The 26428-nt window shown below is 60.3% G+C and carries 18 protein-coding genes and 1 tRNA gene; 8 read left to right on the top strand and 11 right to left on the bottom strand.

Features of this window, described 5'->3' with window-relative positions; all coding sequences use genetic code 11:
* The first annotated feature begins 334 nt into the window (after positions 1–334).
* Positions 335–3181 (top strand): Rne/Rng family ribonuclease, encoded by a 2847-nt coding sequence (locus JK208_RS01350; RefSeq protein ID WP_211574056.1) that lies wholly within the window; start codon positions 335–337, stop codon positions 3179–3181.
* Between the two features lie 91 nt (positions 3182–3272).
* On the opposite strand, the gene JK208_RS01345 is transcribed toward JK208_RS01350, so the two are convergent.
* Together JK208_RS01345 and xseA are read right to left on the bottom strand one after the other, a co-directional pair.
* On the bottom strand, positions 3273–3632 hold the full coding sequence (locus JK208_RS01345) for a hypothetical protein (protein ID WP_194261632.1): 360 nt from the start codon (positions 3630–3632) through the stop codon (positions 3273–3275).
* 36 nt (positions 3633–3668) lie between these two features.
* Positions 3669–5222, bottom strand: a complete 1554-nt coding sequence (gene xseA / locus JK208_RS01340; protein ID WP_211574055.1) for an exodeoxyribonuclease VII large subunit — start codon at positions 5220–5222, stop codon at positions 3669–3671.
* 66 nt (positions 5223–5288) lie between these two features.
* On the opposite strand from xseA, the gene purD reads away from it, so the two are divergent.
* Positions 5289–6518, top strand: coding sequence for a phosphoribosylamine--glycine ligase (gene purD, locus JK208_RS01335; RefSeq protein WP_211574054.1), 1230 nt, complete (start codon positions 5289–5291; stop codon positions 6516–6518).
* 10 nt (positions 6519–6528) lie between these two features.
* On the opposite strand, the gene JK208_RS01330 is transcribed toward purD, so the two are convergent.
* The 4 genes from JK208_RS01330 to polA are packed head-to-tail and all read right to left on the bottom strand — an operon-like array spanning position 6529 to position 12637.
* Positions 6529–7500, bottom strand: a complete 972-nt coding sequence (locus JK208_RS01330) for a hypothetical protein (RefSeq protein ID WP_211574053.1) — start codon at positions 7498–7500, stop codon at positions 6529–6531.
* A 21-nt stretch (positions 7501–7521) separates the two neighbouring features.
* Positions 7522–9180 carry an ABC transporter substrate-binding protein gene (locus JK208_RS01325; protein WP_249201865.1) on the bottom strand — a complete coding sequence of 553 codons (1659 nt, stop codon included), beginning with the start codon at positions 9178–9180 and terminating at the stop codon, positions 7522–7524.
* Positions 9181–9789: an SCO family protein gene (locus tag JK208_RS01320; protein ID WP_211574052.1), complete on the bottom strand. Its 609-nt coding sequence runs from the start codon at positions 9787–9789 to the stop codon at positions 9181–9183.
* Positions 9790–9802: 13 nt separating this feature from the next.
* Positions 9803–12637, bottom strand: coding sequence for a DNA polymerase I (gene polA / locus JK208_RS01315; protein WP_211574051.1), 2835 nt, complete (start codon positions 12635–12637; stop codon positions 9803–9805).
* Positions 12638–12783: 146 nt separating this feature from the next.
* On the opposite strand from polA, the gene JK208_RS01310 reads away from it, so the two are divergent.
* On the top strand, positions 12784–13713 hold the full coding sequence (locus JK208_RS01310) for an alpha/beta hydrolase (protein ID WP_249201864.1): 930 nt from the start codon (positions 12784–12786) through the stop codon (positions 13711–13713).
* A gap of 86 nt (positions 13714–13799) precedes the next feature.
* A tRNA-Arg gene (locus JK208_RS01305) sits at positions 13800–13876 on the top strand.
* Positions 13877–13978: 102 nt separating this feature from the next.
* On the opposite strand, the gene JK208_RS01300 is transcribed toward JK208_RS01305, so the two are convergent.
* From JK208_RS01300 to panC, 3 genes are all read right to left on the bottom strand, one after another.
* Positions 13979–14986 carry a glycosyltransferase gene (locus JK208_RS01300; RefSeq protein ID WP_211574049.1) on the bottom strand — a complete coding sequence of 336 codons (1008 nt, stop codon included), beginning with the start codon at positions 14984–14986 and terminating at the stop codon, positions 13979–13981.
* A 189-nt stretch (positions 14987–15175) separates the two neighbouring features.
* Positions 15176–16873: an adenine deaminase gene (ade, locus tag JK208_RS01295; protein WP_211574048.1), complete on the bottom strand. Its 1698-nt coding sequence runs from the start codon at positions 16871–16873 to the stop codon at positions 15176–15178.
* 58 nt (positions 16874–16931) lie between these two features.
* Positions 16932–17759, bottom strand: coding sequence for a pantoate--beta-alanine ligase (panC, locus tag JK208_RS01290; RefSeq protein ID WP_211574047.1), 828 nt, complete (start codon positions 17757–17759; stop codon positions 16932–16934).
* Between the two features lie 74 nt (positions 17760–17833).
* Here panC and JK208_RS01285 point away from each other — a divergent pair, with 74 nt between their 5' ends.
* From JK208_RS01285 to JK208_RS01270, 4 genes are all read left to right on the top strand, one after another.
* On the top strand, positions 17834–19069 hold the full coding sequence (locus JK208_RS01285) for a TIGR03862 family flavoprotein (RefSeq protein WP_211574317.1): 1236 nt from the start codon (positions 17834–17836) through the stop codon (positions 19067–19069).
* A 4-nt stretch (positions 19070–19073) separates the two neighbouring features.
* Positions 19074–20513, top strand: a complete 1440-nt coding sequence (locus tag JK208_RS01280) for an ATP-binding protein (protein ID WP_211574046.1) — start codon at positions 19074–19076, stop codon at positions 20511–20513.
* A gap of 120 nt (positions 20514–20633) precedes the next feature.
* On the top strand, positions 20634–23027 hold the full coding sequence (locus JK208_RS01275) for a TonB-dependent receptor (protein WP_211574045.1): 2394 nt from the start codon (positions 20634–20636) through the stop codon (positions 23025–23027).
* A 13-nt stretch (positions 23028–23040) separates the two neighbouring features.
* Positions 23041–24147: a glycerophosphodiester phosphodiesterase family protein gene (locus JK208_RS01270; protein WP_211574044.1), complete on the top strand. Its 1107-nt coding sequence runs from the start codon at positions 23041–23043 to the stop codon at positions 24145–24147.
* A gap of 75 nt (positions 24148–24222) precedes the next feature.
* Here the strand turns inward: JK208_RS01270 and JK208_RS01265 are convergent, their stop codons facing one another.
* A complete protein-coding gene (locus tag JK208_RS01265; RefSeq protein WP_194261925.1) occupies positions 24223–24750 on the bottom strand; it encodes a type 1 glutamine amidotransferase domain-containing protein in 528 nt (175 codons plus the stop codon).
* Between the two features lie 63 nt (positions 24751–24813).
* Positions 24814–26256, bottom strand: coding sequence for an aldehyde dehydrogenase (gene aldA / locus JK208_RS01260; protein ID WP_211574043.1), 1443 nt, complete (start codon positions 26254–26256; stop codon positions 24814–24816).
* Positions 26257–26428: the final 172 nt, after the last annotated feature.

Genomic DNA, 26428 nt, shown 5'->3' with positions numbered 1-26428 from the left:
CCTGTCTCCGCCACGACGTCCCGTCGTTTGACAGATGCGCGACTAGCCTTCCGCACCCTGTCCTGACCGGATCGAACTGGTGATATGTCACTCCGGTACAGGCCAGACGCCCGTCCGGATCAGGTTTTTCATCCGGCTCCGGAGTTCCGGACCGGCCGTCTGTTCAGGGGACGAATGTCACTCAACGTGCTCGCAGCCAACAACCTCAGTGAAACGGGACCCAACATGTCCCGTCGCTGTGCGTTCGGACTGCGCCGTTCCCCCCACCCCACACAATCTGACGTTCCCCCCGGCCCAGGCAGCCATTGCGGAGCGTCGTGGAGTTCAGTGTTCCATGACCAAGCGTATGCTCATCGACACCACGCACGCGGAAGAAACGCGTGTTGTGGTCATGGATGGTGACCGCGTCGAAGATTACGACGTCGAGACATCGACCAAGAAGCAGCTCAAGGGCAATATTTATCTTGCCAAGGTCATTCGCGTAGAGCCGAGCCTTCAGGCCGCTTTCGTCGAATATGGCGGCAACCGCCACGGCTTCCTTGCCTTCAGCGAAATCCACCCGGACTATTTCCAGATTCCTGTCGCAGATCGCGAAAAGCTCATCGCGCTCCAGGAAGAGGAAATTGCCGAACGCGGTGATGCCGAAGATGCGACCGACAACGAAACGGTTTCCGAAGACGCCTCCGAAAGCGAAGACGGTGACAATCACGACCGTCGTGCGCCCGAAACCGTCGGTGGCGAGCATGATACGGGCGAGGAAAGCGCATCGTCGCGGCGCACGGCCCGTTTCCTGCGCAACTACAAGATTCAGGAAGTCATCCGCCGCCGTCAGGTGCTGCTGGTGCAGGTCGTCAAGGAAGAGCGCGGCAACAAGGGCGCGGCCCTGACCACCTACATCTCCCTTGCCGGTCGCTATTGTGTCCTGATGCCAAACGCCCTGCGTGGCGGTGGCGTCTCGCGTAAAATCACGTCCGATGCTGACCGCCGCCGTCTGCGCGACGTGATTGCGGAACTGGACCTGCCGAAGTCCATGGCGATGATCGTCCGCACGGCTGGTGCCGGACGCCCGGCGCAGGAAGTGACGCGCGACTGCGAATATCTGCTGCAACTCTGGGATGATATCCGCTCCCACGCCCTGTCCTCGGTCGCGCCGACGCTGGTTTATGAGGAAGCAAGCCTCATCAAGCGCGTCATTCGCGATCTGTTTTCCAAGGACATCGAAGACATCCTCGTGGATGGCGAAGCCGCTTGGAAGAGCGCACGCGAGTTCATGCGCCTGCTGATGCCGAGCAACGCCAACAAGGTGAAGCTGTGGCAGAACCGCGGCCAGAGCCTGTTTGCGCGCTATAATGTCGAACACCATCTGGACGCGATGTTCTCGCCAACCGCTCGCCTGCCTTCGGGCGGCTATCTGGTCATCAACCAGACCGAAGCGCTCGTCGCCATCGACGTGAACTCCGGCAAGTCCACGTCGCAGCGCAACATTGAGGAAACGGCCCTGCGCACGAACCTCGAAGCCGCCGAGGAAGTGGGTCGCCAACTCCGTCTGCGCGATCTGGCCGGGCTCGTCGTGATCGATTTCATCGACATGGAAAGCCGTCGCCACAATGCACAGGTGGAAAAGCGCCTCAAGGAAGCCCTGCGCTCCGACCGTGCGCGCATCCAGGTCGGGCATATTTCCCATTTCGGTCTGCTGGAAATGTCCCGCCAGCGCCTGCGTCCGTCCATCGCAGAATCCGTCCTCACGCCCTGCCCGCATTGTCAGGGCACCGGCTTCATCCGCGGGACGGAAAGCTCGGCCCTGCACGTTCTGCGCGCCATTGACGAAGAAGGCGCACGCCAGCGCTCAGCCGAAATCGAAGTCTATGTCGGCTCCGAGATCGCGCTTTATATTCTCAACCACAAGCGCTCGTGGCTTGCGGATATCGAACGCCATCATCGCATGCAGGTCGTCTTCCGCACAGAAGAAAACCTTGCAGCGGCAGATATGCGGATCGAACGTCTGAAAGCCCAGATCCCGGCTCCGGCACAGGCCCGTGCTCCGGAACGGACGGAACGCGCCATGGAGCGTCCGCCGGAAAGCGTCCGCACGATCGAAATCATCGAAGAACAGGCTCCGATCGCCCTACGAACGGAAACGCCGGTCGTCGATGCGGAAATCATCGAGGATGTTGTGCCGTCGGAAGGTCACGAGGACAGCAACGATGGCCGCCGCCGCCGTCGCCGTCGCCGTCGTGGCGGTCGTCGCGAGCATAACGGAGACGTCGCAGCGGACGCACCGCAGGACCATATCGTCCATGCGCCCGAAGAGCGTGAGACCCAGGTTGCGGACAGTGCCGACGAAAACGGCATCATTCCGGGCCGCCGTCGCACCCGCTTCAAGCGCGTCGTCAAGGAGACCGAAGGCTCCGAAGCACCCCACGCAGAGCCGCTGGCCGAAGCCCGCGAGGTGGCACCCCGGCGTCCTGCTCCCGCAGCGCGTCCTGCCGCACCGGCGCCCGTCGCCCGCAACCCGCGCCGCTGGGAAGAACGCGAGGAGCGTCCCGTCCAGCATCGCTATACGGGGCCCACGCCTGCCGATCCGTTCGGTGGCAGCTTCGACATCTTCGACGTGATCGAACAGGCGGAATTTGAAGGGACGACACAGGCCCTTCAGACCGGGATCAGCATCCCTACGGATGTTGTGATCGAGCATACTCCGGCTGTCGAAACGGTCGTTGTCGTGGAAGAGCCCGCAACCGAAGCTCCAGTAGCGGAAGCTTCGGCAACGGAAGAGGCTCCGAAGCCCCGCCGTGGTCGTGGACGTCGCCCGGCCCGTGCCAAGGCGGTGGATGCCGCTCCTGCCGAGACGGTTCTGGAAGCCCCTGCGGCAGACGTCGCTCCTGCTCCGGCTGCAGAAGAACCCGCAGCCGAAGAGGCACCCAAGCCCCGCCGGACCCGGGCCCGTCGCGCTCCGAAGGCTGTTGCCGCTGAAGCCCCGGCCGAACCCGCTGCGGAAATCGTGGCAGCTCCGGTAGAAGTCGCAGCGGAAGAGCCTGCCAAGCCGAAGCGTGGCCGGACCCGTCGCACGCCGAAGGCCGCCGCTGTTGAGGCGCCTGCCGAGGATGGAAACATCCTTCAGCCGGTAAATATTGACGAAGTCGCTCCGGCGAAGCGTCGTGCGGGATGGTGGAAGCGCTGATCCGTCAGCACTTTCCACACCTATAAAAAAGGCCGGTCAGGAAATCCTGACCGGCCTTTTTCTTTGAAACTGAATGAAGCGGTGACCTGCTTCAGCGGCAGACGCTCTGCGCCCCGGTTGCCGCGATATAGGTGCCGGTCAGCGGCTGGAAACAGGCATTGCGCGGACAGGAACTCGTGCTGGCCAGACTTTGCGGATACAGCGCCGCACCAGCCTGTGCCTGTTCCTGAAGCGCTGATCCGCAGAGCGGTGTGTTCAGCGGCGCGGAAGGATCATTGAACAGCTTCTTCTTGCCGTCTTCAGGCGCTTCTTCCGCCAGACCCGGCGCAAAATCCTGTGGCGGGATCCGGGCCTGCGTCGTAGCGGCGGCAGGGCGCGCGGGGGCCGTGGGCTGCTCGGCGCAGGCTGCAAGCAGTGGCAAGGCAACGAGACTCAACCAGAACGAACGCATGCAGACTCCGGATCGCAGATCAGATGGATGAAGAAATCAAAGCCCAAGATCGCCCTGCGGCGACAGGCTGTCCAGTCTTGCGCCACGATCTCCGTCCGCGAAAGACAGAACGACGCGATCAGCAATAGGTCGGGCTTCCGCACTCGTAACAGGCTGTCCGTTCATATCCTGAACGAGCACATAACCACGACTGAGAATGGCGCGGGGCGAGACGGCTTCAAGATGGCTGCCCAGCCCCTGAAGCCGCGCCTGCTGAAGGCGGATGGCGCTTCTGAGAACGTCTGGCGACAGGCGCTGGCGTTCGGTGCGCAAATGGAAGGTCTGGAGCGACCGCTGCCATGCCGCGTCCAGACCGCCGGACACCATCTGCAAGGCGGCACGGCGACGTTCGATCAGTAACTCGGGGTTCGGCAGATGGGCAGCAGGGGCGTTCAGGCGGGCTCGGGCACGGCTGACCAAAAGTTCTGGCGCGGGCAGACGCAGTGCCTGCAAACGCGCTTGGCTGCGTCCGATCAGAAGCTCTGGCGATGGCAGATGCATCCCCGGCGCATCAAGTCGATGCCGGACGCGCATGACGAAGGACGGCAGCGCCAGATCGAGCCGCTGCCCCCGATCCTCCAGACGCATTCGAGCGGAATCCAGCAGTCCCGGCAGGTCGGGCAGACGGGCGGCGGCCTGATCCAACCGCGCGCGGGCCGTCTGGATGATGCGGGTCAGCGAGCCTGTCAGACGCGCATTGCGATGCGCCATGTCCGCGACCATTTCCGAACGCAGGGGCACGGCCATTTCGGCGGCGGCGGTCGGGGTGGGCGCGCGACGGTCTGAGACAAGATCGATCAGGGTCGTGTCGGTCTCATGCCCGACTGCGGAAATGACCGGAACCGGACAGGCCGCGACGGCGCGAAGGACGCGCTCGTCGTTGAACGCCATCAGGTCTTCAAGAGAGCCACCGCCGCGCGCAACGATCAGCACATCCGGCGTGCGCGGACGGCGAACGGACATGCCCTCGATGGCGGCGGCAATCTGGGATGCCGCGCCTTCGCCCTGCACTGGAACCGGCCAGAGCAGAACATCGCGTGGGAAGCGGCGGCTGATCGTGGTGATGATATCGTGCAGAACCGCACCGGAGCGCGATGTAATGACCCCCACAAGAGCCGGCAGGAATGGGATAGCCTTCTTGCGCTCGGGGTCAAACAGCCCTTCTTCGAGCAGTTTGCGGCGCAGGCGCTCGATATTGGCGAGAAGCGCCCCCTCACCCGCAAACTCCATGCGGTCGATGACGAGCTGATAGCTGGAGCGTTCGCCATAGGCCGAGACGCGCCCGGTCGCGATGACCTCGTTGCCGTTCTCGGGTGCCATGCCAAGGCGCGAGACACTCCCGCGCCAGATCACACCCGCGATCTTACCGCCCTCATCCTTGAGCGACAGGTAAATATGCCCCGACGGATAGCGCTTGAGTTCGGTAATCTCGCCACGCACGCGCACGCGCCCGAATCCGCTCTCCAGAGTGCGTTTGATCGCACCGGAAATCTCGGAAACCGAATATTGCGGTACATTCCCGCGGATCGACGCGCCATCACTCTCCATCATGGCGCCAGTCTATGCTACGCACGCCCTCAAACGAAGCCCATGAGTGCAGAATAAAGGATAAGCGGAATGCGCGTTTTGCTGGTCGGTTCCGGAGGGCGTGAACATGCCCTGGCTACATGTCTTGCGCGCTCGCCGAGCCTGACCGCTCTTTATGCGGCGCCGGGCAATCCCGGAATGGCGTCCGTTGCAACGCTCGTTCCGCTGAAAGCCGATGACGTTCCGGGGCTGGTCCGGTTCGCACAGGAGCAGAAGATCGACCTGATCGTCCCCGGCCCGGAAGCGCCGCTGGTGGCCGGTCTGGCAGACGCCTGTGCCGAAGCGGGCATTCCGTGCGCCGGTCCGACGAAAGCTGCGGCCCTGCTGGAGGGCAGCAAGGCGTTCACGAAGGACGTGGCCGATGCGGCCGGCATTCCGACCGCGCGCTGGGAACGCTTTGAAGACGAGGCTCCGGCCATCGAATTCGTGCGTCGTCGGGGCGCGCCTATCGTCATCAAGGCGGACGGTTTGGCCGGGGGCAAGGGCGTCGTGGTGGCACAGAGCGTGGATGAGGCTGAGGACGCCATCCGCAGGCTCGGCATGCCGCTCGTGATCGAGGAATGTCTGGTGGGCGAGGAAGTCTCGCTTTTTGCCTTCTGCTCGGACGACAAAGCTGTTCTGATCGGTGCCGCCCGCGATCACAAACGCCTCGGCGATGGTGATACCGGCCCGAATACTGGCGGCATGGGAGCAATTTCCCCTCCCCCCGCTTTCGGGCGCGAGATGCAGGAAAAAGCGCTCGACATCATGGTGCGCCCGATGCTGGCCGAGATGGTCCGTCGTGGTACGCCATTCCGGGGGGTGATCTTTGCCGGGTTGATGCTGACGACCGAAGGGCCGAAGCTGATCGAATATAACGTCCGTTTTGGCGACCCCGAAGCACAGGCCCTGCTGATCCGCCTGCAATCAGACCTGCTGCCAGTTCTTGCCGCACTGGCACAGGGCAATCTCGAACACGCCGCCGCCGAGTTCTCGGACGAGCATTCGATCTCGCTGGTTCTGGCCGCCAACGGCTATCCGGATGCCCCGAAAAAGGGTGGTCGGATCAGCGGAATCGAACGCGCAGAAGCCGTTCCAGGCGTCTCGGTTTTCCATGCTGGAACGAAGCTGACGGATGGTGTTCTGGTCGCGGATGGCGGCCGTGTCCTGACGGTCTGCGCCAAGGCGGCAACGCCGGAAGAGGCCCGCAAGCTGGCCTATGAAGGGGCGTCTGCGATCCAGTGGGAGGACAAGATTTTCCGTAACGATATCGGGTTGTAAGCAGCCCGTTTCAGGGGGAGGCCCTCAGCGAGAGGATCCGATCCGGCACACGCGCGAACTGGAAACCGGCGACGGGAACAGGAGGCTGCCCCTGCGGCAAGGCCTCCACCCGTACCAGCCAGCCGTCATAGATCCGCCATCCAATCATCCCGCCTCCCACGGTAAAGCGGTAGCGGCGTCCGGCCACGTCCTGCTCTGAAACCGATGCGCCGAAAATATCCTGATAGCCATTCACCGGCGTCGGGCCAGCCGGAACCGACATGCGGGCATCAACATGCGCCCCGTCCGTTTTGGAATGTCCCTCGGCGGGAATGAGCATTTCACGTCTGCGCTGCGCCTGCCCGGCCAGAACCTGCGCCTTTTTCTGAAGCTGCGCGCATGGCACCCCGGCATCACAGGACGCAAACTCGGGCTTCAGCATAATGGAATGCGTTTCAAAGAGATGGCACGCTTTCTGCCAGGCATCCTTATGCCACATCGATACCGCCATCCTACGGGCGCGGTCGCCGGACGCCCCGTTTTCTTCCGCCAGCGCCGGCACACCCGATACGGTACCGAACCATATCCCCTCATCCCAGCAGGGAAAGTTATGGATCCCCGCCGGTAACGGCACTGGCGAAAACCGCGCGCCGATCCTGTGCGCAAAACGGATATCCAGACATTCCGCAGTGCCCTGCACCATGCTCATCATTCCCAGCGAGGCGCTGGCAATCCAGGCACAGTCCGCACCGCCAGAGACACAGGTCCGTCGTTCCGAAATTCCGGAAGGAACAATATCCCCTGCTGCAAAAGACTGTCTCGGCGCCTTTACGGGGTGATCAAGAAGATCCAGCAATGTCGCGGGGGCAGCACGATGGGCAGGCACACGCGCAACAATGGACTGACAGAGCGTCTGGCCTGCCGCTCCGGCCGAAGCGAGAGAGGCCAGCGCGATTGCCAGTCCCGTTGCGGAACAGGCAGAAAAGGGTTTTCCTGAAAACATCCTCTGGCGCCCGCCCGGACTTCACTGCACCCAGACATGGGAAAACAGCATGTGGTTCAGAAGAGTCGAATAATAATTCCCGAGCCGTTTTGAAACAAAATCGACTGTCTTCATCTGAATTATCGGAGCACCGGGCATCTGCTGCATGATGGCATGGCCTGCGTCCTGCCAGATCGGGGCAGCTTTTGACGGGTCTATCTGGGCTTTTGCCTGATCGAACAAAGACTGGATGTGCGGGTCGCAGAAGCCAGTGACATTCGGGGAGACGGCTGAATTGGGATGGTAATTGTCACAGCCGAACAGGTCGTCGAGGAAAGTTGAGGCGGAGGGGTAGTCCGCGAACCAGTAGGCCAGCGCGATCTGGACGTGGTTGGCGGTATTCTGTTCGTAGGATTCCGCAAGGCCCGCCGTGATGGGGCGAAGCTGCGCGTTCAGGCCTACTGCCTGCAAGGCATTGCGCAGATAGGTGCCCATACCCAGTTCCATGGCACGGTTAGGCACCACCAATGTGACCGACGCCCCCTCCACCCCCGCTTCACGGATCAGACGGCGCGCGCGCTCCACATCCTGCGGACAGTCCAGTCCCAGATCCGCGCCGGGAATACCGTGCGGCACCATCTGACACAGGGGAACAGAGATCGCGCTGCCCCCAAACAGGATCGTCATGGCATGCCGGTTGACAGCCATGCTGACGGCCTGACGCACCCGCACATCGGTGAACGGTTTTTCGTGCGTGTTCATCGCCAGATAATACAGACCCAGCAATGGCTCGATATGGACCTGCGCCGTATATTGCGCGCCGAGTTCGCCCAGTCGGTCCCCCGGCTTGGCGTCCAGCATCCAGTCATACCGGCCCTGCTCGACCGCCGTGACCTGCGCTTCATCCGAAAGACCGAAATCATATTCAATACGGTCCACGAAGCCGTCTGTTTGGGCCTGAGGGTTCCAGATATGGAAATACGGATTGCGCTCCAGAACCATGCCATGTCCGGGATCGTACTGCGTGATGCGATATGGTCCGGTTCCGGGAATGGTTGTGCCGCCCATATCATGAGCGGGAGTTGTGGCGGGCAGAATCACGGCATGGGGGAAGGCCAGTTTGTAGAGAAATTCGCCGTCCGGTTTCGTCAGGTGAAAGACGATTTCGCCAGTCTCCGGATGTCCTTCGACGCCGGGAAGCGTGCAGCGGTCAGGCTTTGCCAGACAATCCGCAGCCCCCTCGATACCGCCATAGAAAGATCCCGCCGTCGGGCCTCCGGCACGATATATCCGGCGGAAAGACGCCACCACGTCTTCCACACGCACGGGAGACCCATCGGAAAAATGCAGGCCGGAGCGGAGATGCAACCGCCATGTCAGGCCATCGGGGCTGATGACCGGCATGGCATCGGCAAGGTCCGGCACCACCTCCAGGCCCGCCGTTCCGCGCGCCAGACGAAACGTCAGGAGCGGATCGTACATGTTGAGGAACACCTGCATGTACTGCGTGCCGTAATTGATCTGCGGGTCCAGCGTACCGCCCGGACCATCAGCCGTCAGATGCAGTGTGCCGCCACGATGGGGGCTGCCGAGCGTGATGCCGTTCCAGTCCGGCGGGGTCTCGTCCTGTGCACGGGCCTGAAAAGCCCCCAGCCCCAGAAACAGACCAGCCGCAAGAAGCGTAGCCCCCCGCCGTATCATTCAGCGCTTCGCAAGTTCACGCAGGCGCGCGATCAGCGCATCCGCGTTGCCATCTGCCGGGATTGTTCCGGCATAGCGGGCGTTCGGGTCCATGATGACGATCTGTGGCGCAGGAACGAAATGGTCTCCCTCCTTCTGGAGCGGCGCATGATATTCTTCCGTCATGGCCTTGATCATGTTCGGGGTGCCGGTGAAGGGCATGACATGGGGCGCGACGGGCAGGACATATTCCCGAAGCGGATCAGCCTCGTCGAACGGATTGAGCGATACCGCAAGCGGCGAGACACGGATGCCGTCTTTGCGGAGCGTCACCAGTGCCTGCTCCATGCTCTTGAGCACCGGCTGGCACTTATCTTCGGGGCAGTTGGCATCGAAGAACCAGACCAGCATCCAGGTATTGTGGAAATCGCCTTCGGTGACGGTACTTTCACCCAGCGAGTCCAGACGGAAGCTGCCGCCGACCTCATTCCCGTTGGATTGGACCAGAAGACCCGGCCCACCATTGGACGCAAAGTGGAAGCCGACATATCCCAGAACGGCCGCCACAGCGAGAACGCCCCAGATGATGCGATTGCCGACCCGCTTGCGGCGTTCGTGATTGGTCTGCATGACCTTCCTGTCTTTAATGTGCGTCAGCCCAGCTTGGGCCGATACCGGTTTCGACTTCAAGGGCCACGTCGAGTGTGGCGGCCCCTTCCATTTCCGTGCGGACAAACGCCGCCAGTGCCTTCGCGTCCTGCTCCTCGACTTCGAAGAGCAGTTCATCGTGCACCTGAAGAACCATTTTCGCCTTCAGGCCCGTCTCGGGCAGGCGTCGCGCCAGATGGACCATGGCGCGCTTGATGATATCCGCAGCACCGCCCTGAAGCGGGGCGTTGATAGCCTGACGCTCCGCATAGGCGCGACGGGCACCATTCTTTTCGGCGATGCCCGGCACATAGCAGCGACGCCCAAACGGCGTGGTGACATAGCCGTGCTTTTTCGCCTCTTCCTTGGTCCGTTCCATATAGGCGCGGATGCCGGGATAGCGGGCAAAATAGGCGTCGATATAGGACCGCGCTTCGCCCGGCGAAATCTGGAGCTGCTGCGCAAGACCGAAGGCCGAGATACCGTAAATAATGCCGAAATTGATGGCCTTGGCCCGGCGACGGGTCAGCGGGTCCATACCTTCAAGCGGAATACCGAACACTTCAGACGCTGTGCGGGCATGAATATCTTGCCCCAGACGGAACGCCTCAAGCAGCGGCTCGATCTGTGCGACATGAGCCAGAAGGCGCAGCTCGATCTGGCTGTAATCCGCCGACAACAGAACGCAGTCGGGAGCGGCAACGAACGCCTTGCGAATGCGTGCGCCTTCTTCGGTACGGATGGGGATATTCTGAAGGTTCGGCTCGTTGGACGACAGACGGCCCGTCGTGGTGATGGCCATCTGGAAGGACGTGTGAACCCGCTGCGTATCCTGATCCATCTGCTGGACCAGCGCATCGGCATAGGTCGATTTTAGCTTGGCCAGTTGCCGCCAGTCCAGAATCTTGCGCGGCAAGTCGTGTCCCTGCTCGGCCAGCGTTTCCAGCACGCCAGAATCGGTGCCCCAGTTTCCGCTTTTCGTTCGTTTGCCGCCGGGGAGACTCATTTCGTCGAACAGGATTTCGCCAAGCTGCTTGGGGGAACCGACATTGAAGCTCCGCCCCACCTGCTCGTGGATCTCCTGCTCGATGGTGCCCATGCGTTCGGCGAAATCAACGGACATGCGGCGCAGTTCGGTGGCGTCTACCTTGATGCCGACATCCTCCATATCCGTCAGGATCTGGATCAGCGGACGTTCGATTTCTTCATACAACGCCAGTGCCTGACGGGTCCGCAACTGCGGACGCAGCACCTGCCACAGACGAAGCGTGACATCAGCATCCTCGGCGGCATAGGCCGTCGCTGCCTCGATCGCGACCTGTGCGAACGGAATGCGCTTGCGTCCTGTTCCCGTCACGGAATCATAGGGAACAGGCGTGTGCCCCAGATGCAGTTCGGAAAGTTCGTCCATCCCCTGCCCGTGCTCACCGGCGGACTGGGCATAGGAAATCAGCATCGTGTCGTCGATCGGCGTGATTTCGGGAATGCCAGCGCCCCGAAAGACAGTCAGATCATATTTCGCGTTCTGGAACACCTTCAGGACAGACGCATCCTGTAAAAGAGGCTTCAGACGCTCTAGCGCCTCAGTACGGTCCAACTGGCGGACGGCGGCTTCACCAGTCGAGTCTTCTTCCAGAAGGTCGCGGACGGTCTCGTGCAGGAACGGCACATAACAGGCTTTTCCCGGCGCAACCGACAGCGACAGCCCAACCATATTGGCCTGACGCGCATTCAGGCTGTCCGTCTCGGTATCGACAGCCACCACACCCGCCGTCCGGGCCTCGGCGATCCAGCGGTCCAGCGTCTCCAGATCCGTGACGGTTTCGTAGGGGCCATAAGGCGCGTCGGGGATCGTGACGGCCGCAGCTTCGTCGCGTTCAGCAGCCTTGTCTTCGGGCCGAACGATCTGGCGCGTGAAGGGGCGTGGCTTGGCCGCCAGACCAAGGCCCATGCGCTGGATGGTGGAATGGAAACCCATCTCCTCCAGCCAGTCCCGCAGCGTTTCGCGAACCGGCTCGCGGCATCCCAATTCACTGATCGGCTGCGGCATCGGCGCGTTCTCGTCCAGCAGCACCAGCTTGCGGGACATGCGCGCGGCCTCGGCATGTTCGATCAGATTGTCGCGCCGCTTGGACGCTTTCATACCCGGAGCAGCCGCGAGGATCTGCTCCAGCGTGCCATATTCGTTGACGAGTTGCGCTGCCCCTTTCGGACCAATCCCGGGAACGCCGGGCACGTTGTCCGTCGAATCCCCCATCAGCGCCTGAACGTCCACGACCTGATCGGGGCGCACGCCAAACTTGGCCTCGACCTCGGCTTCCCGGATTGGCTTCTGCTTCATCGGATCCATCAGTTCGACGCCGGGGCGCACGAGCTGCATCAGATCCTTGTCAGACGAGATGATGGTGCAGCATCCGCCTTCTTCCACGGCTGCTTTTGCATAAGCGGCGAGCAGATCGTCCGCTTCCCAGCCCTCAAGCTCGATCGCCGGCACATTGAAAGCCGCCGTGGCATCGCGGATCAGGCCGAACTGCGGGCGCAAATCTTCCGGCGCTTCCGGCCGGTGCGCCTTGTATTGCGGATAAATCTCGTTACGGAACGTCACGCGGCCAGCGTCGAAAATCACGGCCAGATGCGTGCCCACATGATCCCGCAACAGGCGCGTCAGCATGTTCGTAAAACCATAAACCGCATTGACCGGCACGCCCTGCGGGCTGCTCATCGGCGGCAGGGCGTGGAAGGCGCGGAAGATGAAACCAGATCCGTCGATCAGGACCAGATGGGGCTTTCCCGAATCAGGCTTTTCCAGATCAGGTTTTTCTAACGGCACGAATGTCTCCCTTCTCGCCCCGAAGGAGCGGACGTTCTAAAATCCGCGCGATGATAGGCCCATTCCTTTCCGTTTCAAACCGCCTCACACGTCTTTCCTGCGGGCTGATTAGCCTTCTGGCGTTACAGGCGTGCACAACGCCGCATATGCCGGACCTGCATCCGACGGCACGGGAGACAGCCCTGATCCCCCCAACACTAATGCTCGACATGTCGGACGGCGCCCGTGTTCCGCTGCGTCTTTATCCCGCCACCACATCAGAGCCACGTGGCATCATCCTCGCACTGCACGGATATGGCGACAGCCGGGACGCCTGGGAATTCGCGGCGCCAACCTTCACCTCCGCAGGCTTTACACTCGCCGCCCCGGACATCCGCGGCTTCGGACAGACCCCGAACCGTGGCGGATGGAGCAGTACGGCGAGACTGGTGCAGGACGCCCGCGAGCAGGTGCTCTGGCTGCACGCCCGTTATCCGCACGTCCCGATTCACGTCATGGGAGAAAGCATGGGGGGTGCCATCGCCCTCCTGCTGGCGACCACCGACACGCCGCAAATCAGCAGTACAATTCTGCTTGCCCCAGCGGCCCTGAATATCGGCCAACCTTGGGAAGCAGTTCTTGGCGGGATGGATTTTCTTGCCCCACACTGGAAACTGGACGGCTCGGCAGTGCCGGGTCATCGCGTCGCCAGTGACAATATTCAGGCGCTGCGCCGGATGTATTTCGATCCCCTCACCCTGCATAATTCGACGATTCATCCGCTTTATGGCCTGACATTGTTAATGCACAGCGCCTACGAAGCGGCTCCAAAAACACGGACCCCGCTGCTCATCATTTTTGGAGGCCGGGACCAGTTCGTCCTGCCGCCCTTCACGGCACGACTTCTTCGCAGATTGCCTGCTGGTACTCGACTGGACGAACTGCCGGGCGCGCATCATCTTCTCAGCCGTGATCGCAGAGGGGCTGCACAGGATGCCGTGTCATGGCTGACCGAACCGGAGCATTTTCTGCCCTCCGGCGGTGATATCGCCGCTGCCGCATGGCAGGCCACGGCCCAGACACAGAGTTTTCCATGATCACCACCCGATCACAGGTCTGAACAACAGAACTTTAAAAAAGAGGGCTGGCAATCTTCCGCCGAAGCAGTTATCTGAACCCACATGGACCTGTAGCTCAGCTGGATAGAGCGTTGCCCTCCGAAGGCAAAGGTCACGCGTTCGAATCGCGTCAGGTCCACCATGCTCCCCAGATTTTGAGGCGTTTAGGGTTTTTGGTTAACCTCAATTCCTGCTGGAAGGGGAGCCAAGACGTTATTGCCCACCCCGGCCCTCAAAGCGACCTTCAGATAAAAAATCGCGTTGTTTCTAGATAGTTCAGGAGTTTGCGGCGTCGCAGGATAACACGCCAAGGCGTCAGGATTCGGGTCAGAAGCCACATTCTGTTCGCGTGACGGTCTATTTTGTTCAGACCGGACTGTCCTGACGAATGAAAGTATTCTCTGAGCGAATAGAAAGCCTCCAACTGCGGGAACTGTTTTAAAAGTTCAGCATAGGATGCCATGAAACGTCCCTGCCAAGGACGTGCTTTTGAAAACCATGGCTTTTCAGCACCTGTAAAATGAATGATCGACGGCTTAACAATGTTCAGGAGGTTGTTTTCGGCGAACATTGTCGTGAAATTATATTTGGGTGACATGGGCAGTCTTCTGCCGGCGCAGACAGCGTTCAAAGCACTCTGATCGTGAAACATGCAATCTTCGGAATGTTTTACAAAATAATCGAATGCTTCTTTACAAAGATTGATCCACGTTTCACGCTTTGCGGCCAGAACACCTGAATTGAAATAATCTACCTCATGCAGGATTCCAAGCTTTTTGAGGTATTCGCGTGTTTTTTCTCCGGATTTATCACGCTCCTTTGCTTTAAGGAACTGTCGGTCAATGACACCGAGTATCTTGTCATCCGGAATATCAGCATTTGCCAAATCAAAAATTGATCCAACAACCTGAACATCTCCATCAATATAGAGGATGTTTTCATATTTGGAATCTATGTAAGATCCGGTAAAGAAACGGCCCAGAGCTGAAATGGAAATATGTGTTTTTCTGAACGAGAGCGTTTCCTGTTCACTCAATACTTTATCAAGATCAAGACTGATCGTCGTAATTCCGTGAGATGTGACGAGATCGGTGATCGTGCGGAAATCCGTATCATCAAGATCTGTCGTGAACAGGAATAGATCCGCGACATTCATCGTATCTTTCTGGCGACTGGTCTGAAGCATCGCGAGGATGCTGGGCACCAGAAAATTTCTATCCGCAACAAAGATAATTGCAGTTTTTTGGCCCAAAACAGGATCCTCTCTCGTCACAACAGCGTCAGACTTTCTATTGAGGATGCCATATTATTTTATAACTGTTTAGTTAATATTTTTCTCAACATGCTCTCCAAGAATCTTTGCTACGGTGTATAGAAATAATTTCCAAAACACTGAATTGCAGACATAGTATTCATGGCTGCCACGAAGGCAGCCAAAATGTCAGACCAGACTCATGGTCCGAACGTCGATCATTCCGAAATCCGTAATCTTGAGATGAGGAATGACCGGGAGGGGCAGGAACGCCAGTTGCAGGAACGGCTCTTCCAGGACCACGCCCATCTCTTTCGCGGCCTGTCGCAACACGATCAGATCATCACGCACCTGTTCATAAGGTGCATCGCTCATCAACCCCGCGACGGGGAGACGCAGCTCCGCAAGCACCTGTCCATCACGGACGGCCACGAAACCGCCGCCGGTCTTTTCCAGATGGTTCACCGCGCAGGCCATATCGGCGTCACTGGTTCCGACGACACAGATATTATGGCTGTCGTGTCCGACTGAGGATGCCAGTGCTCCGTGTCCGAGGCCGAAGCCGCGGACAAAACCGCGCCCGATATTGTCGTTATGCCCGTGCCGCGCCACGACGCAGACCTTTGCGATATCCTGCGCGGGGTCAGGCAGAACGGCACCATCGTCTTCCGGAAGATCCAGACGCAGGAATTCGGTAATGATCTGTCCCGGAATGATCCCCATGACCGGACGATCTGTTCTGCTGCCTTCAATCCGCATATCCCGCGCGCTCACCGGGCTTGGCAGTTGCACACTGTCCAACCCAACGGGCGCTACGATTTCGCGCTCTGCAAACAGCGCGTCGTTCACCAGACGACCTGCGGAAATGACATCCGACACCTGACAGCGTTCCAGATCGTCAAGCAGGACGATATCCGCGCGCTTGCCGGGCGCGATCTGCCCGCGATCTTTCAGACCAAAGGCGGTGGCGGCCGAGAGCGAAGCCGCGCGGTATGCAGCCAGAGGCTCCACGCCCAGTTCAATCGCCCGACGAATGAGAAAATCCAGATGGCCTTCATGAGCAATTTCGAGCGGGTTACGGTCATCCGTGCAGAACGCAAAGAACGGCGATGTGGCGACGTTTAGTAGCGGAACCAGTGCTTCCAGATCCTTGCAGACAGAGCCTTCGCGGATCAGAACTGTCATGCCTTTCCGCACTTTCTCCAGCGCTTCTTCGGCTGCTGTCGCCTCGTGATCGGTCGAAATCCCGGCTGACAGATAGCCGTTGAGGGCCTTGCCGCGCATGAGGGGCGCATGGCCATCGATATAGCCGTCCGCAAAGGCCGCGAGCTTGTCCATGCAGCCCGGATCGCCGTTCAGAACGCCTGGGATATTCATGAATTCGGCCAGGCCGATCACTTTCGGATGGTCCTGATAAGGCAGAAGATCATCGACATTCAGGATCGCTCCCGACGTCTCCATCGACGTTGCCGGAACGCAACTTGAGAGATTGACCCGCAAGTCCATGATGGTCCGCTCGGCGGCCGCCAGAAAATAATCGAATGCAGCGCGGCCCAGCACATTGGCCATTTCGTGCGGATCGCAGATAGCGGTCGTCACACCATGCGGCAGGACGCAGCGGTCGAACTCGAACGGCGTGACCAGCGAGGATTCAACATGCAGATGCGTGTCAATGAAGCCGGGCACGGCAATCCGGCCCGCGCCGTCAATCGTCCGCAGACCGTCATAGTCGCCATAAGTGCCGACGATCCGGTCGCCGCAGATGGCGATATCGGTGGGAACAAGATCCCCCGTAACCAGATCGAACAGCCGGACATTGCGGATAACCAGATCGGCAGGCTCGCGTCCCTGCCCCTGAGCCACCCGGCGCATGATGGTTTTCTGCATGTCTGAAATCCTCCGTCCGTCAGCAGTTCATGCTTATACCGCACGAAGGAGGTGGATCTCAAAGCGGCATATTGTCGATCAGCCGGACCACCCCTGCCTGCACAGCCAGAAGCGCCAGTGCGTTTTCGGAACAGGGACCTTCGCGGCGGAAAGTGTCCGGATTCACCACCGTGGCATAGTCGATGTCCGGCAAGCCGGCTTTTATCAGGCTAACCCGCAAGGCGCCCTCTAGAACGTCCGTATTGCGTTCACCGCTGCGGAACAGCCGCTCGACTTCCTGCAAGGCCTGATACAGCGCCGGAGCTTTCTCTCGGTTTTCGGGCGTCAGACGCACATTGCGGCTGGACCGCGCGAGACCATCGTTTTCGCGCGCGATGTCACAGACCAAGATTTCGACCGGGATATCCAGATCCGCCACAAAACGCCGGACGACCGCGCATTGCTGGGCATCTTTCTGTCCGAAATAGGCCCGCTGCGGCTGGACGATATTGAACAGCTTCGTCACGACCGTCGCCACGCCGGAGAAATGTCCGGGGCGGGACTGGCCTTCGAGTTCGTCCGCAACGCCGCCGACTTCAATGCGAGTTGCAAAACCCTTCGGATAAAGCACGTCCGGCGTTGGCAGAAACACAAGATCGGCTCCGGCATCTTTCAGAAGCGCCAGATCCCGGTCCGGATCGCGCGGATAGGAAGCGTAGTCTTCGTTCGGTCCGAACTGCGTCGGGTTGACGAAAATGCTGACGGCCACCGCACCGTTTTCGGCCTTGGCCCTGCGGACGAGGCTCAGATGGCCTTCGTGCAGGAAGCCCATCGTCGGAACGAAGCCGAGCGTTGCATAGGCTTTCCGGGCGGTCCGAAACGCCGCGATTGTCTCAAAAACCTGCATCTGTGTGTCCTTTCCGGCCAGAACCAGTCGTGCGGAACCTGACAAACCCTGCCGCACATGGCAATCAGGCGCCTATGAGTGCTGCGTCCCCTTCCCCATTCCTCGGCCCCTCCATCGCCATCATCGGAGCCGGTCCGGCAGGGCTGTTCGCAGCCGAAGTCCTGTCTGCACGAGGATGCAGGGTGCAGGTCTTCGACCGGATGCCGAGCGTGGGGCGCAAGCTGCTCATGGCCGGGCGCAGCGGGCTGAACCTGACGCATTCGGAGCCACTGGACAGATTTCTGAAGCGTTATGGTAACGCGCACGACTGGCTCGAACCCACTATTCGCGCCTTTCCTCCAGAAGCGCTGCGGCAATGGGCGGAAGGCCTCGGGCAGCCATGTTTTTCCGGCTCTTCAGGGCGGGTGTTTCCCAAAGCCATGAAAGCTTCTCCACTCCTGCGGGCATGGCTTGAGCGTCTGGCGCAGCAGGGCGTAGCGATCCGGACCCGACATCGTTTCGTCGGCTGGGCGGGGTCGGACCTTGTTTTCGATACTCCTGACGGCCGGATTTCGATTCACGCCGATGCGACCCTCCTGACAATGGGCGGCGCAAGCTGGTCCCGTCTGGGATCGGACGGTCTCTGGGCAGAGCTTCTGCCGGAGGACACCGCGCCTTTCGCCCCCGCAAACTGCGGCTTCGTGCCGGACTGGCCAGCCGATTTCGCAGCACGGTATGACGGCAGTATCCTGCATTCGGTCGGCCTGTCTTTTGACGAACAACAGAGCCGAGGCGACCTGACCATCACCACCCGAGGGCTTGAAGGGTCAGCACTTTATGCCCTTTCGGCTGCGTTGCGGGACACGATCCAGCGCGACGGGCAAGCGGTTCTCACGCTTGATCTTCGTCCGACACTTTCGGATGGGGACGTGCTGAAACGTCTGCTGGGCCAGCGCGAACGCGAAAGCCAGACCAACCGTCTGCGCAAGGCACTGGCCCTCGATGCTCCCTCCCGGGAGCTTCTCAGGCTTGCAACCTCGAAAAACGCCACTCCGCTTCAGCTTGCCCGGACCCTCAAAGCCCTTCCCCTGCCGCTGATCGGCATGGACGCGCTGGATCGCGCCATTTCGACCGCAGGCGGCGTGCGGCAGGACGTGGTAGATACACGCTTCATGCAGATATCCCGCCCCGGTGTGTTTGTGGCCGGAGAAATGCTGGACTGGGAAGCGCCGACGGGCGGCTATCTGCTTCAGGGGTGTTTTTCCACCGCTTATGCGGCGGCAAATGGCGTCCTTGGGTGGCTAGAATCGTCTAGTTCGGCTATCGCCTGACGCCATGACATCCATCGTTCTCGGACAGGGCCGCGACGGCTCCGACACCTGCATTGATCTGCCGGAACTCCTGGCCACGCGCCTGTTGGTTCAGGGCAATTCCGGCTCGGGGAAATCGCATCTTCTGCGGCGCCTGCTGGAGCAGACGGCAACCCTCGTCCAGCAGGTGATGATCGATCCGGAAGGCGATTTCGTCACCCTTGCCGACCATTACGGCCATCTGGTGATCGACGTCGAAGACCAGTCCGAAGCCAGTCTTCGCGCCGCTGGGGAACGCGTGCGGGCGCATCGGGCCTCTGTGGTGCTGAACCTTGAGCAGGTCGAAGCCGAAATGCAGCTTCGGGCGGCTGGCGCATTCCTCAACGGCATGTTCGAAGCCCCGCGCGCGCATTGGTATCCGGCCCTCGTCGTGGTGGACGAAGCCCAGCTTTTCGCACCCGTGGCCAGCGGCGACACATCGGACGAAGCACGCCGTCTGTCGCTTGGCGCCATGACGAACCTCATGTGCCGTGGCCGAAAACGCGGTCTGGCGGGCGTGATCGCCACTCAGCGTCTGGCAAAGCTGGCGAAAAACGTTGCGGCAGAAGCGTCCAACTTCCTGATGGGCCGGACCTTCCTTGATATTGATATGGCGCGAGCAGCCGATCTTCTGGGTATGGAGCGTCGGGCGGCAGAATCCTTCCGCGATCTGGCGCGCGGTCAGTTCATGGCACTCGGCCCGGCCCTGAGCCGACGGCCAAAACTCGTGGCCATCGGCCCCGTAACGACCGCAAGCCACGCTACCGGCCCGGTTCTCGTGCCGCTTGAGCCTGTTTCCGCCGAAGACCTGCGGGACATCATTCTCGAACCCGTTCATGAGTTCACGCCCCGCGCCCGTCGGGAAACCCGCCCTCCTCCGCCGGATCTCCTCGCTCAACTCGATGCCTATGGTGCCGAGCGCGAGGCCGAGGAACCCGTCCCCGCAGCCGTGAGCGTCGAGGCCGATCCCGATCAGCTCTGGTCACTGGTCGCCGAAGTCGTGGCCGGAGAAGGTTCGGACTACAAACCGCTGGCGACGTTGTATCAGGACTTCCAGCTTCGGGCGCGCATTCAGGGCCTGTCGCGCAATGTGCTGGAACTGGGGTCTTTCAACCGGATGCTGGCCACGATCCGCGCCGGGATGGACCGGGAGCGCTCCGACAGCGAGGAGTGGAAGCAGGCCCAGACAGTCGCCGCAACCCTGCCGGAAGACGTGCAGGGGGTTTTTCTGCTGCTGGCCCGGACAGCGCTGGATGCGGAAACCTGCCCGGACGATGATGCACTGGCCCGCGCCTATGGGACGCATTCTTTGGGCCGCGCGCGCCGTCAGCTCAACTATCTGGAAGAGCGGGAAGTCATCGTTCTTCAGGATACGCCGCTGGGGCGGCGGGTGGCGATCGTCGGGCTGGGCTGGCAGACAGCCTGACTGTCGGACTGACTGTCATAATTCTGTCATCGGACGTTCACAGGAGCTTCACACGCAGTTCTTTACGGAAAGATTAGGGTCCGCCGCGTCCGAACCCTTCTTGCTCCGGAAAGATCTTCGATGCCGCGCAACCTGCTGCGTTCCCGCCTGCTCCTGACCGTTTTCTGCTCGCCATTTGCGCTGGCTGCCGCTCTTCCGCACTCTTCCAGTGCCGCTGCGACCGAAACCAGAAAAGCCACGCCAGCCAAACATGCTGCGAAAAGCAGCGCCAAGCACAAGGCCAAAGTGGATGCCGTCGCTGGTGGTACGGAACAGCTCGTCATCACGGCACGCCGCACCCGTTCCGAACAGGGGCTGAGCCACGTGCAGATCCAGCGCATTCTTCCGGGCATCAACCCGGTCAAGGCGCTAGAAATGCTGCCGGGCGTCGTGTTCAACAATGCCGACCCCTGGGGCAACAACGAGCAGAACTCCTCGCTCTACGTTCACGGCTTCAACCAGAACCAGCTTGGCTACACGCTCGACGGCATTCCGCTCGGTGATCAGGCTTACGGCAACTACAACGGCCTCTCTCCGCAGCGCGCAGTCATCAGCGAGAACGTCGGATCGGCCTCAGTGTCATCCGGTGCGGGTGCGCTTGGTACGGCGTCGACGTCCAATCTCGGCGGTACGCTCCAGTTCACGACGCAGGACCCGCTTCACAAGCGCGGCGCGCAGATTGAACAGGTTTTCGGAAGCTGGTCCACGTTCCGTACCTTCGCCCGCCTCGATACGGGTGAGTTCGGCAACGGCAACTCGGCTTATGTCTCTTTCGTCCGTCAGGACGCCCGTGCCTGGGATTTTGCCGGTCATCAGGGCGGCTATCAGGTCAACGCGAAGTTCGTCCACAACAGCGAACATGACCATTTCTCGACATTCTTCGACTGGTCCCAGAAGGTCGAACCCAATGAAGACAGTATCACGCTGCCGCAGGGTTACGGTCTCTATGTCCGTCCGTTCACTTATCCCAATTTCAATTACGCCAAGGCCAACGCCAATGCGGTCGGTCTGAACTATCGCAATTACTACTCTGCGGCCCAGCGCGAAGACTTCCTGGCCTATTCCAAGTGGACGCATGACTTCAGCGAAAACCTGCACTGGGACAACAGCATCTATTATCATCATGATCTGGGTGAAGGTGTCGTTGCCGGTCCGATCTCGGCCGCCGGTCTGCCGACGCTGTTCGCCGCCTATTATCCGGGGCAGGATCTGAATACCGTCTTCGGTGGCTCTGGCTATGCAACCCGTACAACCGAATACTGGGACAATCGCGGTGGTCTGATGTCCACGCTGCGCTACCATCTCGGCAAGCACTCGATCGAACTTGGCGGCTGGTATGAGCGCAACAACAACACGCAGGCCCGTCGCTGGTATCCGCTGAACGCCAACAACCCGACCACGCCTTACGAGCGCCAGCAGAACGCCCTGATCGACCAGTACACCAACAATTTCTATACCAACACGTTCGTGACGCATCTGCAGGACAACTGGCAGATCTCGAAGAACTTCTCGCTGATGGCGGGCTTCAAGTCGGAGCTGGTCTATACCAACGGCACGCTCCCCGTGGCCGCGAAGCCGGGTTCGCTCTCCCCGTCCTATGCCGTGACGGCACCGGGGGGCGAAATCGACGCTGCCAAGCCGTTCCTGCCCGCTTTCGGCGCGGTGTGGGACATCACGAAGCATGAGCAGTGGTTCGCCAACATTCAGGAGAACATGCGCTCCTTCCAGGATGCGGGCTATGGCAATGCCACCCCGTGGGGTGCGACCAGCCAGGCCGCTTTCGAAGAGTTCAAGAAGAACGGCAAGCCGGAAACCTCATGGACCTACGAAACCGGTCTGCGTGAGCACCGCCAGATCCACCTTGGTCCGCTGACGGCGATCGAAGGTCAGGTCGAATACTATCACGTTCACTTCTCGAACCGCCTGCTGGCCGTGGCAACGACGCAGACCCTGTCGTCCATCATCGGCTCGGCGACCACGCTTGCGAACGTGGGTTCGGTCACAACAGATGGTATGGATTTCTCCTTCACCACCCATTTCGGTCCGCATTTCTCGCTTTACAACGCGCTGTCCTACAACAAGTCCACCTATAACGATAACTACAGCACGGGTTCGAGCATCATCCACACGGCTGGAAAGAACGTTGTGGGCATGCCGGACTGGTCGGAGAAGTTCGTCTTCACAACCAACTGGGGCAATGCCTACGGCCAGTTCACTGGCGACGTGATCGGCAAGCGTTATGCGACCTATACCAACGATATGTGGGCCGCACCCTACGCCCAGTTCAACCTGAATGCGGGTTATACGTTCCACAACATCCCGCATCTGGCATCGCTGAAGGTTCAGGGCAACATTACCAACCTGACAAACACGAAGGGATGGTCCACGATCAACGCGACCCAGACCGCGGGTCAGTTCTCGGCCTATCCCATCGCGCCGCGCATGTTCTTCCTGAGCCTGAGCGCCGCCCTGTAAGGAACACTGCCTTATGCTGACACGTCGCCAGAGCCTCGGCCTGCTCGCGGCAGGGCTTCCCGCCCTGCACCTGCGGGCGAAAGCCGCGCCCTCACTGGCGCCGAAGCCGCTCGTGTTCGCCCATCGCGGGGCTTCGGCCCTGCGCCCCGAACACACACTGGCCTCCTATGCCCGCGCCATGATGGATGGCGCGGATTTCATCGAGCCAGATCTTGTCATGACGCGCGACGGCCATCTGGTCGTCCGACATGAAAGCAATATTGTCGGGACGACGGATGTTTCGGAACGCCCGGAATTCGCCTCCCGCCACCGATCCCTCAAAATTGACGGACGGGTTGAGACCGGCTGGTTCACTACGGACTTTACGCTCGCCGAACTCAAGACCCTCCGCGCCCGCGAACGCCTCTCCACAATCCGCGTCCATAATACGCGCTACGACGATCACTTCGAAATCCCAACTTTCGAAGAAGTCATCGAACAGGTCGCAGCACAATCGGCGGCAACGGGAAAAGTTTTCGGTCTGGTGCCGGAAATCAAGCATTCCACCTATTTCAACAGCCTCGGCCTCAATCCCGAAGCCGCGTTTCTCCAGACCATCGCTGCACACGACTATACCCGACAGGCCCCGCTGGAACTCCAGTCCTTCGAAACCGGCAACCTCGGGCGCATCCGCGCTGATGTCCTGTCCATCAACCCGCAGGCACGGCTGATGCTGCTGATGGGTGAGCGCAAGGATGTACCGCCGGACCTGCTGGCAGCAGGCAAGACCACGACTTTCGGCGATCTCATGACGCCTGAGGGCCTCAAGGAGGTCCGAGGCTATGCCGACGTGATCGGACCGTCCAACACGGACCTGATTCCGCGTGACAGCAAGGGGGCCTGGATGGAGCCATCCAGCCTCGTTACGGATGCCCATCAGGCCGGACTTCTGGTCCATTCCTACACGGCACGGCCGGAAAATCATTTCCTCCCCGCGCAGCTTCGCAACACTGCAGGCGACGCCGCCCGCAACCCCGAGGGCATGATCGCGGAACTGCGCCGCTATCTGGACATGGGCATCGACGGCTTCTTCACCGACGATCCCGCTCTGGGGCGCAAAGCCGTCGATGGCACGATCTGACACCAGTCAGATCACCACCACAAAAGAGGAGGCTCTCTTTCCGGGAGCCTCCTTTTTTGTAGTTTTCATGAGATGTCAGCTGAGCCTGAAGTGCCGGAGCATGGCCTTGTTAAAAGCCGGGATATCGGCGGGGCAGCGGGAAAAGACATAAGGCCCGTCAACGACAACCGCATTGTCCACCCAGATCGCCCCTGAATTCTCCAGATCACGGCGAATGGCTGGCCAAGATGTGACGGTTCGTCCTTTAAGCTCATTCACCTCAATCAGCGTCTGCACACCATGGCAGATGGCTGCAATCGGCTTGTTCGCTTTCACGAACGCCTTGGCAAACGCCACCACGTCCCTGTTCAGACGCAACGCATCTGACGAAACCGGACCACCCGGAAGAAACAGGGCGTCGTAATCTCCTGCCTTGGCATCAGCGATCGCCAGATCGGCCCGGATCCCATGCGAGGGATAGATACCGTTATTAACGGCCTGAAATTCCCCGCCCTTGAGAGAAATGATCATGACAGTCGCCCCGGCATTTTCCAGAGCGGCCCGGGATGCGGTCAATTCGATTTCCTCAAGGCCATCCGTGGCCAGTACAGCGACTTTTACCATGATGCCGATCCCCTCCTTCAGGAAAAAAGCGGGCTACCGTCGTGTGCCCCCCCGCCAATGCGTTCATGCGTTAAGGTAAATGGTCTTGGTCTGGACATAGGCTTCCATGCCGTGCTGCCCGTCCTCGCCTCCCAGACCACTCTCCTTATAGCCATGATGGAAGCCCTGCGGTGCCTCACCGCCCGGACGGTTCACATAGACCTCGCCAAATTCAAGCTCGCGGGTCATGCGAAGGACCCGGCTCAGATCGTTGGTGAAGAGATAGGCTGATAGACCATAACGGCAGTCATTGGCCCAAGCGATGGCCTGATCGAAGTCCTTGACCCGGATCAGCGACATGACCGGTCCGAACACCTCGTTATGAACGACGTCCATGTCCTGTGTGACATCGGTCAGCAGCGTCGGGGCATAGAAATATCCCTGATCATAGACGCCCCCTCTCAGGCGTTTGCCGCCCATGGCCAGACGCGCACCCTGCCTGATGGCATTTTCGACCATGGCATGGACCTTGTTGAGTTCGTCCTCGCTGACTTTCGGGCCCATATCCGTGTCCGGGTCCGTTGGCAGTCCGACCTTCAGCGCCTCGATCTTCTCGCGAATTTTCTGAACAAACCGATCGTAGATGGCTTCATGGATATAGGTACGCTCGTTGGACGTGCAAACCTGACCGCCATTGCCGAACCGTGCGGCCACGGCAGCATCCGCAGCCTTATCCAGATCGGCGTCTTCCATCACCATGAACGGTGCTTTGCCGCCAAGTTCGAGGCGGACTTCCTTCAGTGTTTCAGAGGCGGCCGCCATGATCTTCTTGCCTGCCGGGGTCGAGCCCGTCATCGTAATGAGCCGGACGTCTTTATGCGCCACCAGCGGTACACCGACATCCTTGCCATCTCCCGTCACGATATTGATGACGCCATGAGGAATCTTGGCTTCCCTGACCAGCTTCGCCAGATGCAGGCAGGTCAGCGGCGTCAGTTCATGCGGTTTGAGAACGATGGTGTTTCCCGCCGCCACAGCGGGGCCGATCTTTCTTGCACAGAGTGCCAGCGGAAAATTCCAGGCCGTAATGGCCCCGATCACGCCCAGCGGCACGCGATCGATCAGGATTTTCTCGTTCGGCGAACTTCCCGGAATGATTTCGCCCTGAAGGCGCAGCACATTCTCCGCAGCAAACCGCAGCAGACCAATCGCAAAATCGACCTCAATGCGGGCCTCCTTCAGCGGTTTGCCCATTTCTGCGGTAATGAGAGCGGCCAGCTTTTCGCGGTCCCGCTTCACCAGATCCTTCAAGACATGAATGTAGTCAGCCCGTTCGGTCGCCGTACGCTGGCTCCAGCCGACAAACGCCGATTTGGCAGCCGAGACAGCGACATCCACATCCGCTTCTCCGCCTTTGGCGACTTCGCCAATCACTGCTTTCGTGGCCGGATTTTCAACCGTGATCCATTCACCGCCTTTCGGTGAGACCCAGCTTCCATTGATGAAAAGAGTGCTTTTCTCAGTCATGGAGTTTCCTGCATTCCTGTGTGACGACTTGCGCCCTGTCTTCAAACAGACGCATCAGGACGCCAGCAGTTCACTCAATGAGGGCACGAAAGTGACATTCTTTTGCAATCAAGAGCGATAAAGCGCCAATTTCCGGGAAGGATCGTTCAATCCGGCATCACGCCAGATGAAG

It is taken from the genome of Gluconobacter sp. Dm-74 (assembly GCF_018256135.1).
Taxonomy (GTDB): domain Bacteria; phylum Pseudomonadota; class Alphaproteobacteria; order Acetobacterales; family Acetobacteraceae; genus Gluconobacter; species Gluconobacter cadivus.
This window is presented reverse-complemented; position numbering and strand designations above follow the sequence as displayed.

What these genes read in the sequence shown, in the direction of transcription:
- JK208_RS01350 (WP_211574056.1), top strand. Translation starts at nt 335, where the DNA reads ATGACCAAGCGTATGCTCATCGACACCACGCACGCGGAAGAAACGCGT.
- JK208_RS01345 (WP_194261632.1), bottom strand. Translation starts at nt 3,632, where the DNA reads ATGCGTTCGTTCTGGTTGAGTCTCGTTGCCTTGCCACTGCTTGCAGCC.
- xseA (WP_211574055.1), bottom strand. Translation starts at nt 5,222, where the DNA reads ATGATGGAGAGTGATGGCGCGTCGATCCGCGGGAATGTACCGCAATAT.
- purD (WP_211574054.1), top strand. Translation starts at nt 5,289, where the DNA reads ATGCGCGTTTTGCTGGTCGGTTCCGGAGGGCGTGAACATGCCCTGGCT.
- JK208_RS01330 (WP_211574053.1), bottom strand. Translation starts at nt 7,500, where the DNA reads ATGTTTTCAGGAAAACCCTTTTCTGCCTGTTCCGCAACGGGACTGGCA.
- JK208_RS01325 (WP_249201865.1), bottom strand. Translation starts at nt 9,180, where the DNA reads ATGATACGGCGGGGGGCTACGCTTCTTGCGGCTGGTCTGTTTCTGGGG.
- JK208_RS01320 (WP_211574052.1), bottom strand. Translation starts at nt 9,789, where the DNA reads ATGCAGACCAATCACGAACGCCGCAAGCGGGTCGGCAATCGCATCATC.
- JK208_RS01310 (WP_249201864.1), top strand. Translation starts at nt 12,784, where the DNA reads ATGCCGGACCTGCATCCGACGGCACGGGAGACAGCCCTGATCCCCCCA.
- ade (WP_211574048.1), bottom strand. Translation starts at nt 16,873, where the DNA reads ATGCAGAAAACCATCATGCGCCGGGTGGCTCAGGGGCAGGGACGCGAG.
- panC (WP_211574047.1), bottom strand. Translation starts at nt 17,759, where the DNA reads ATGCAGGTTTTTGAGACAATCGCGGCGTTTCGGACCGCCCGGAAAGCC.
- JK208_RS01285 (WP_211574317.1), top strand. Translation starts at nt 17,834, where the DNA reads ATGAGTGCTGCGTCCCCTTCCCCATTCCTCGGCCCCTCCATCGCCATC.
- JK208_RS01280 (WP_211574046.1), top strand. Translation starts at nt 19,074, where the DNA reads ATGACATCCATCGTTCTCGGACAGGGCCGCGACGGCTCCGACACCTGC.
- JK208_RS01275 (WP_211574045.1), top strand. Translation starts at nt 20,634, where the DNA reads ATGCCGCGCAACCTGCTGCGTTCCCGCCTGCTCCTGACCGTTTTCTGC.
- JK208_RS01270 (WP_211574044.1), top strand. Translation starts at nt 23,041, where the DNA reads ATGCTGACACGTCGCCAGAGCCTCGGCCTGCTCGCGGCAGGGCTTCCC.
- JK208_RS01265 (WP_194261925.1), bottom strand. Translation starts at nt 24,750, where the DNA reads ATGGTAAAAGTCGCTGTACTGGCCACGGATGGCCTTGAGGAAATCGAA.
- aldA (WP_211574043.1), bottom strand. Translation starts at nt 26,256, where the DNA reads ATGACTGAGAAAAGCACTCTTTTCATCAATGGAAGCTGGGTCTCACCG.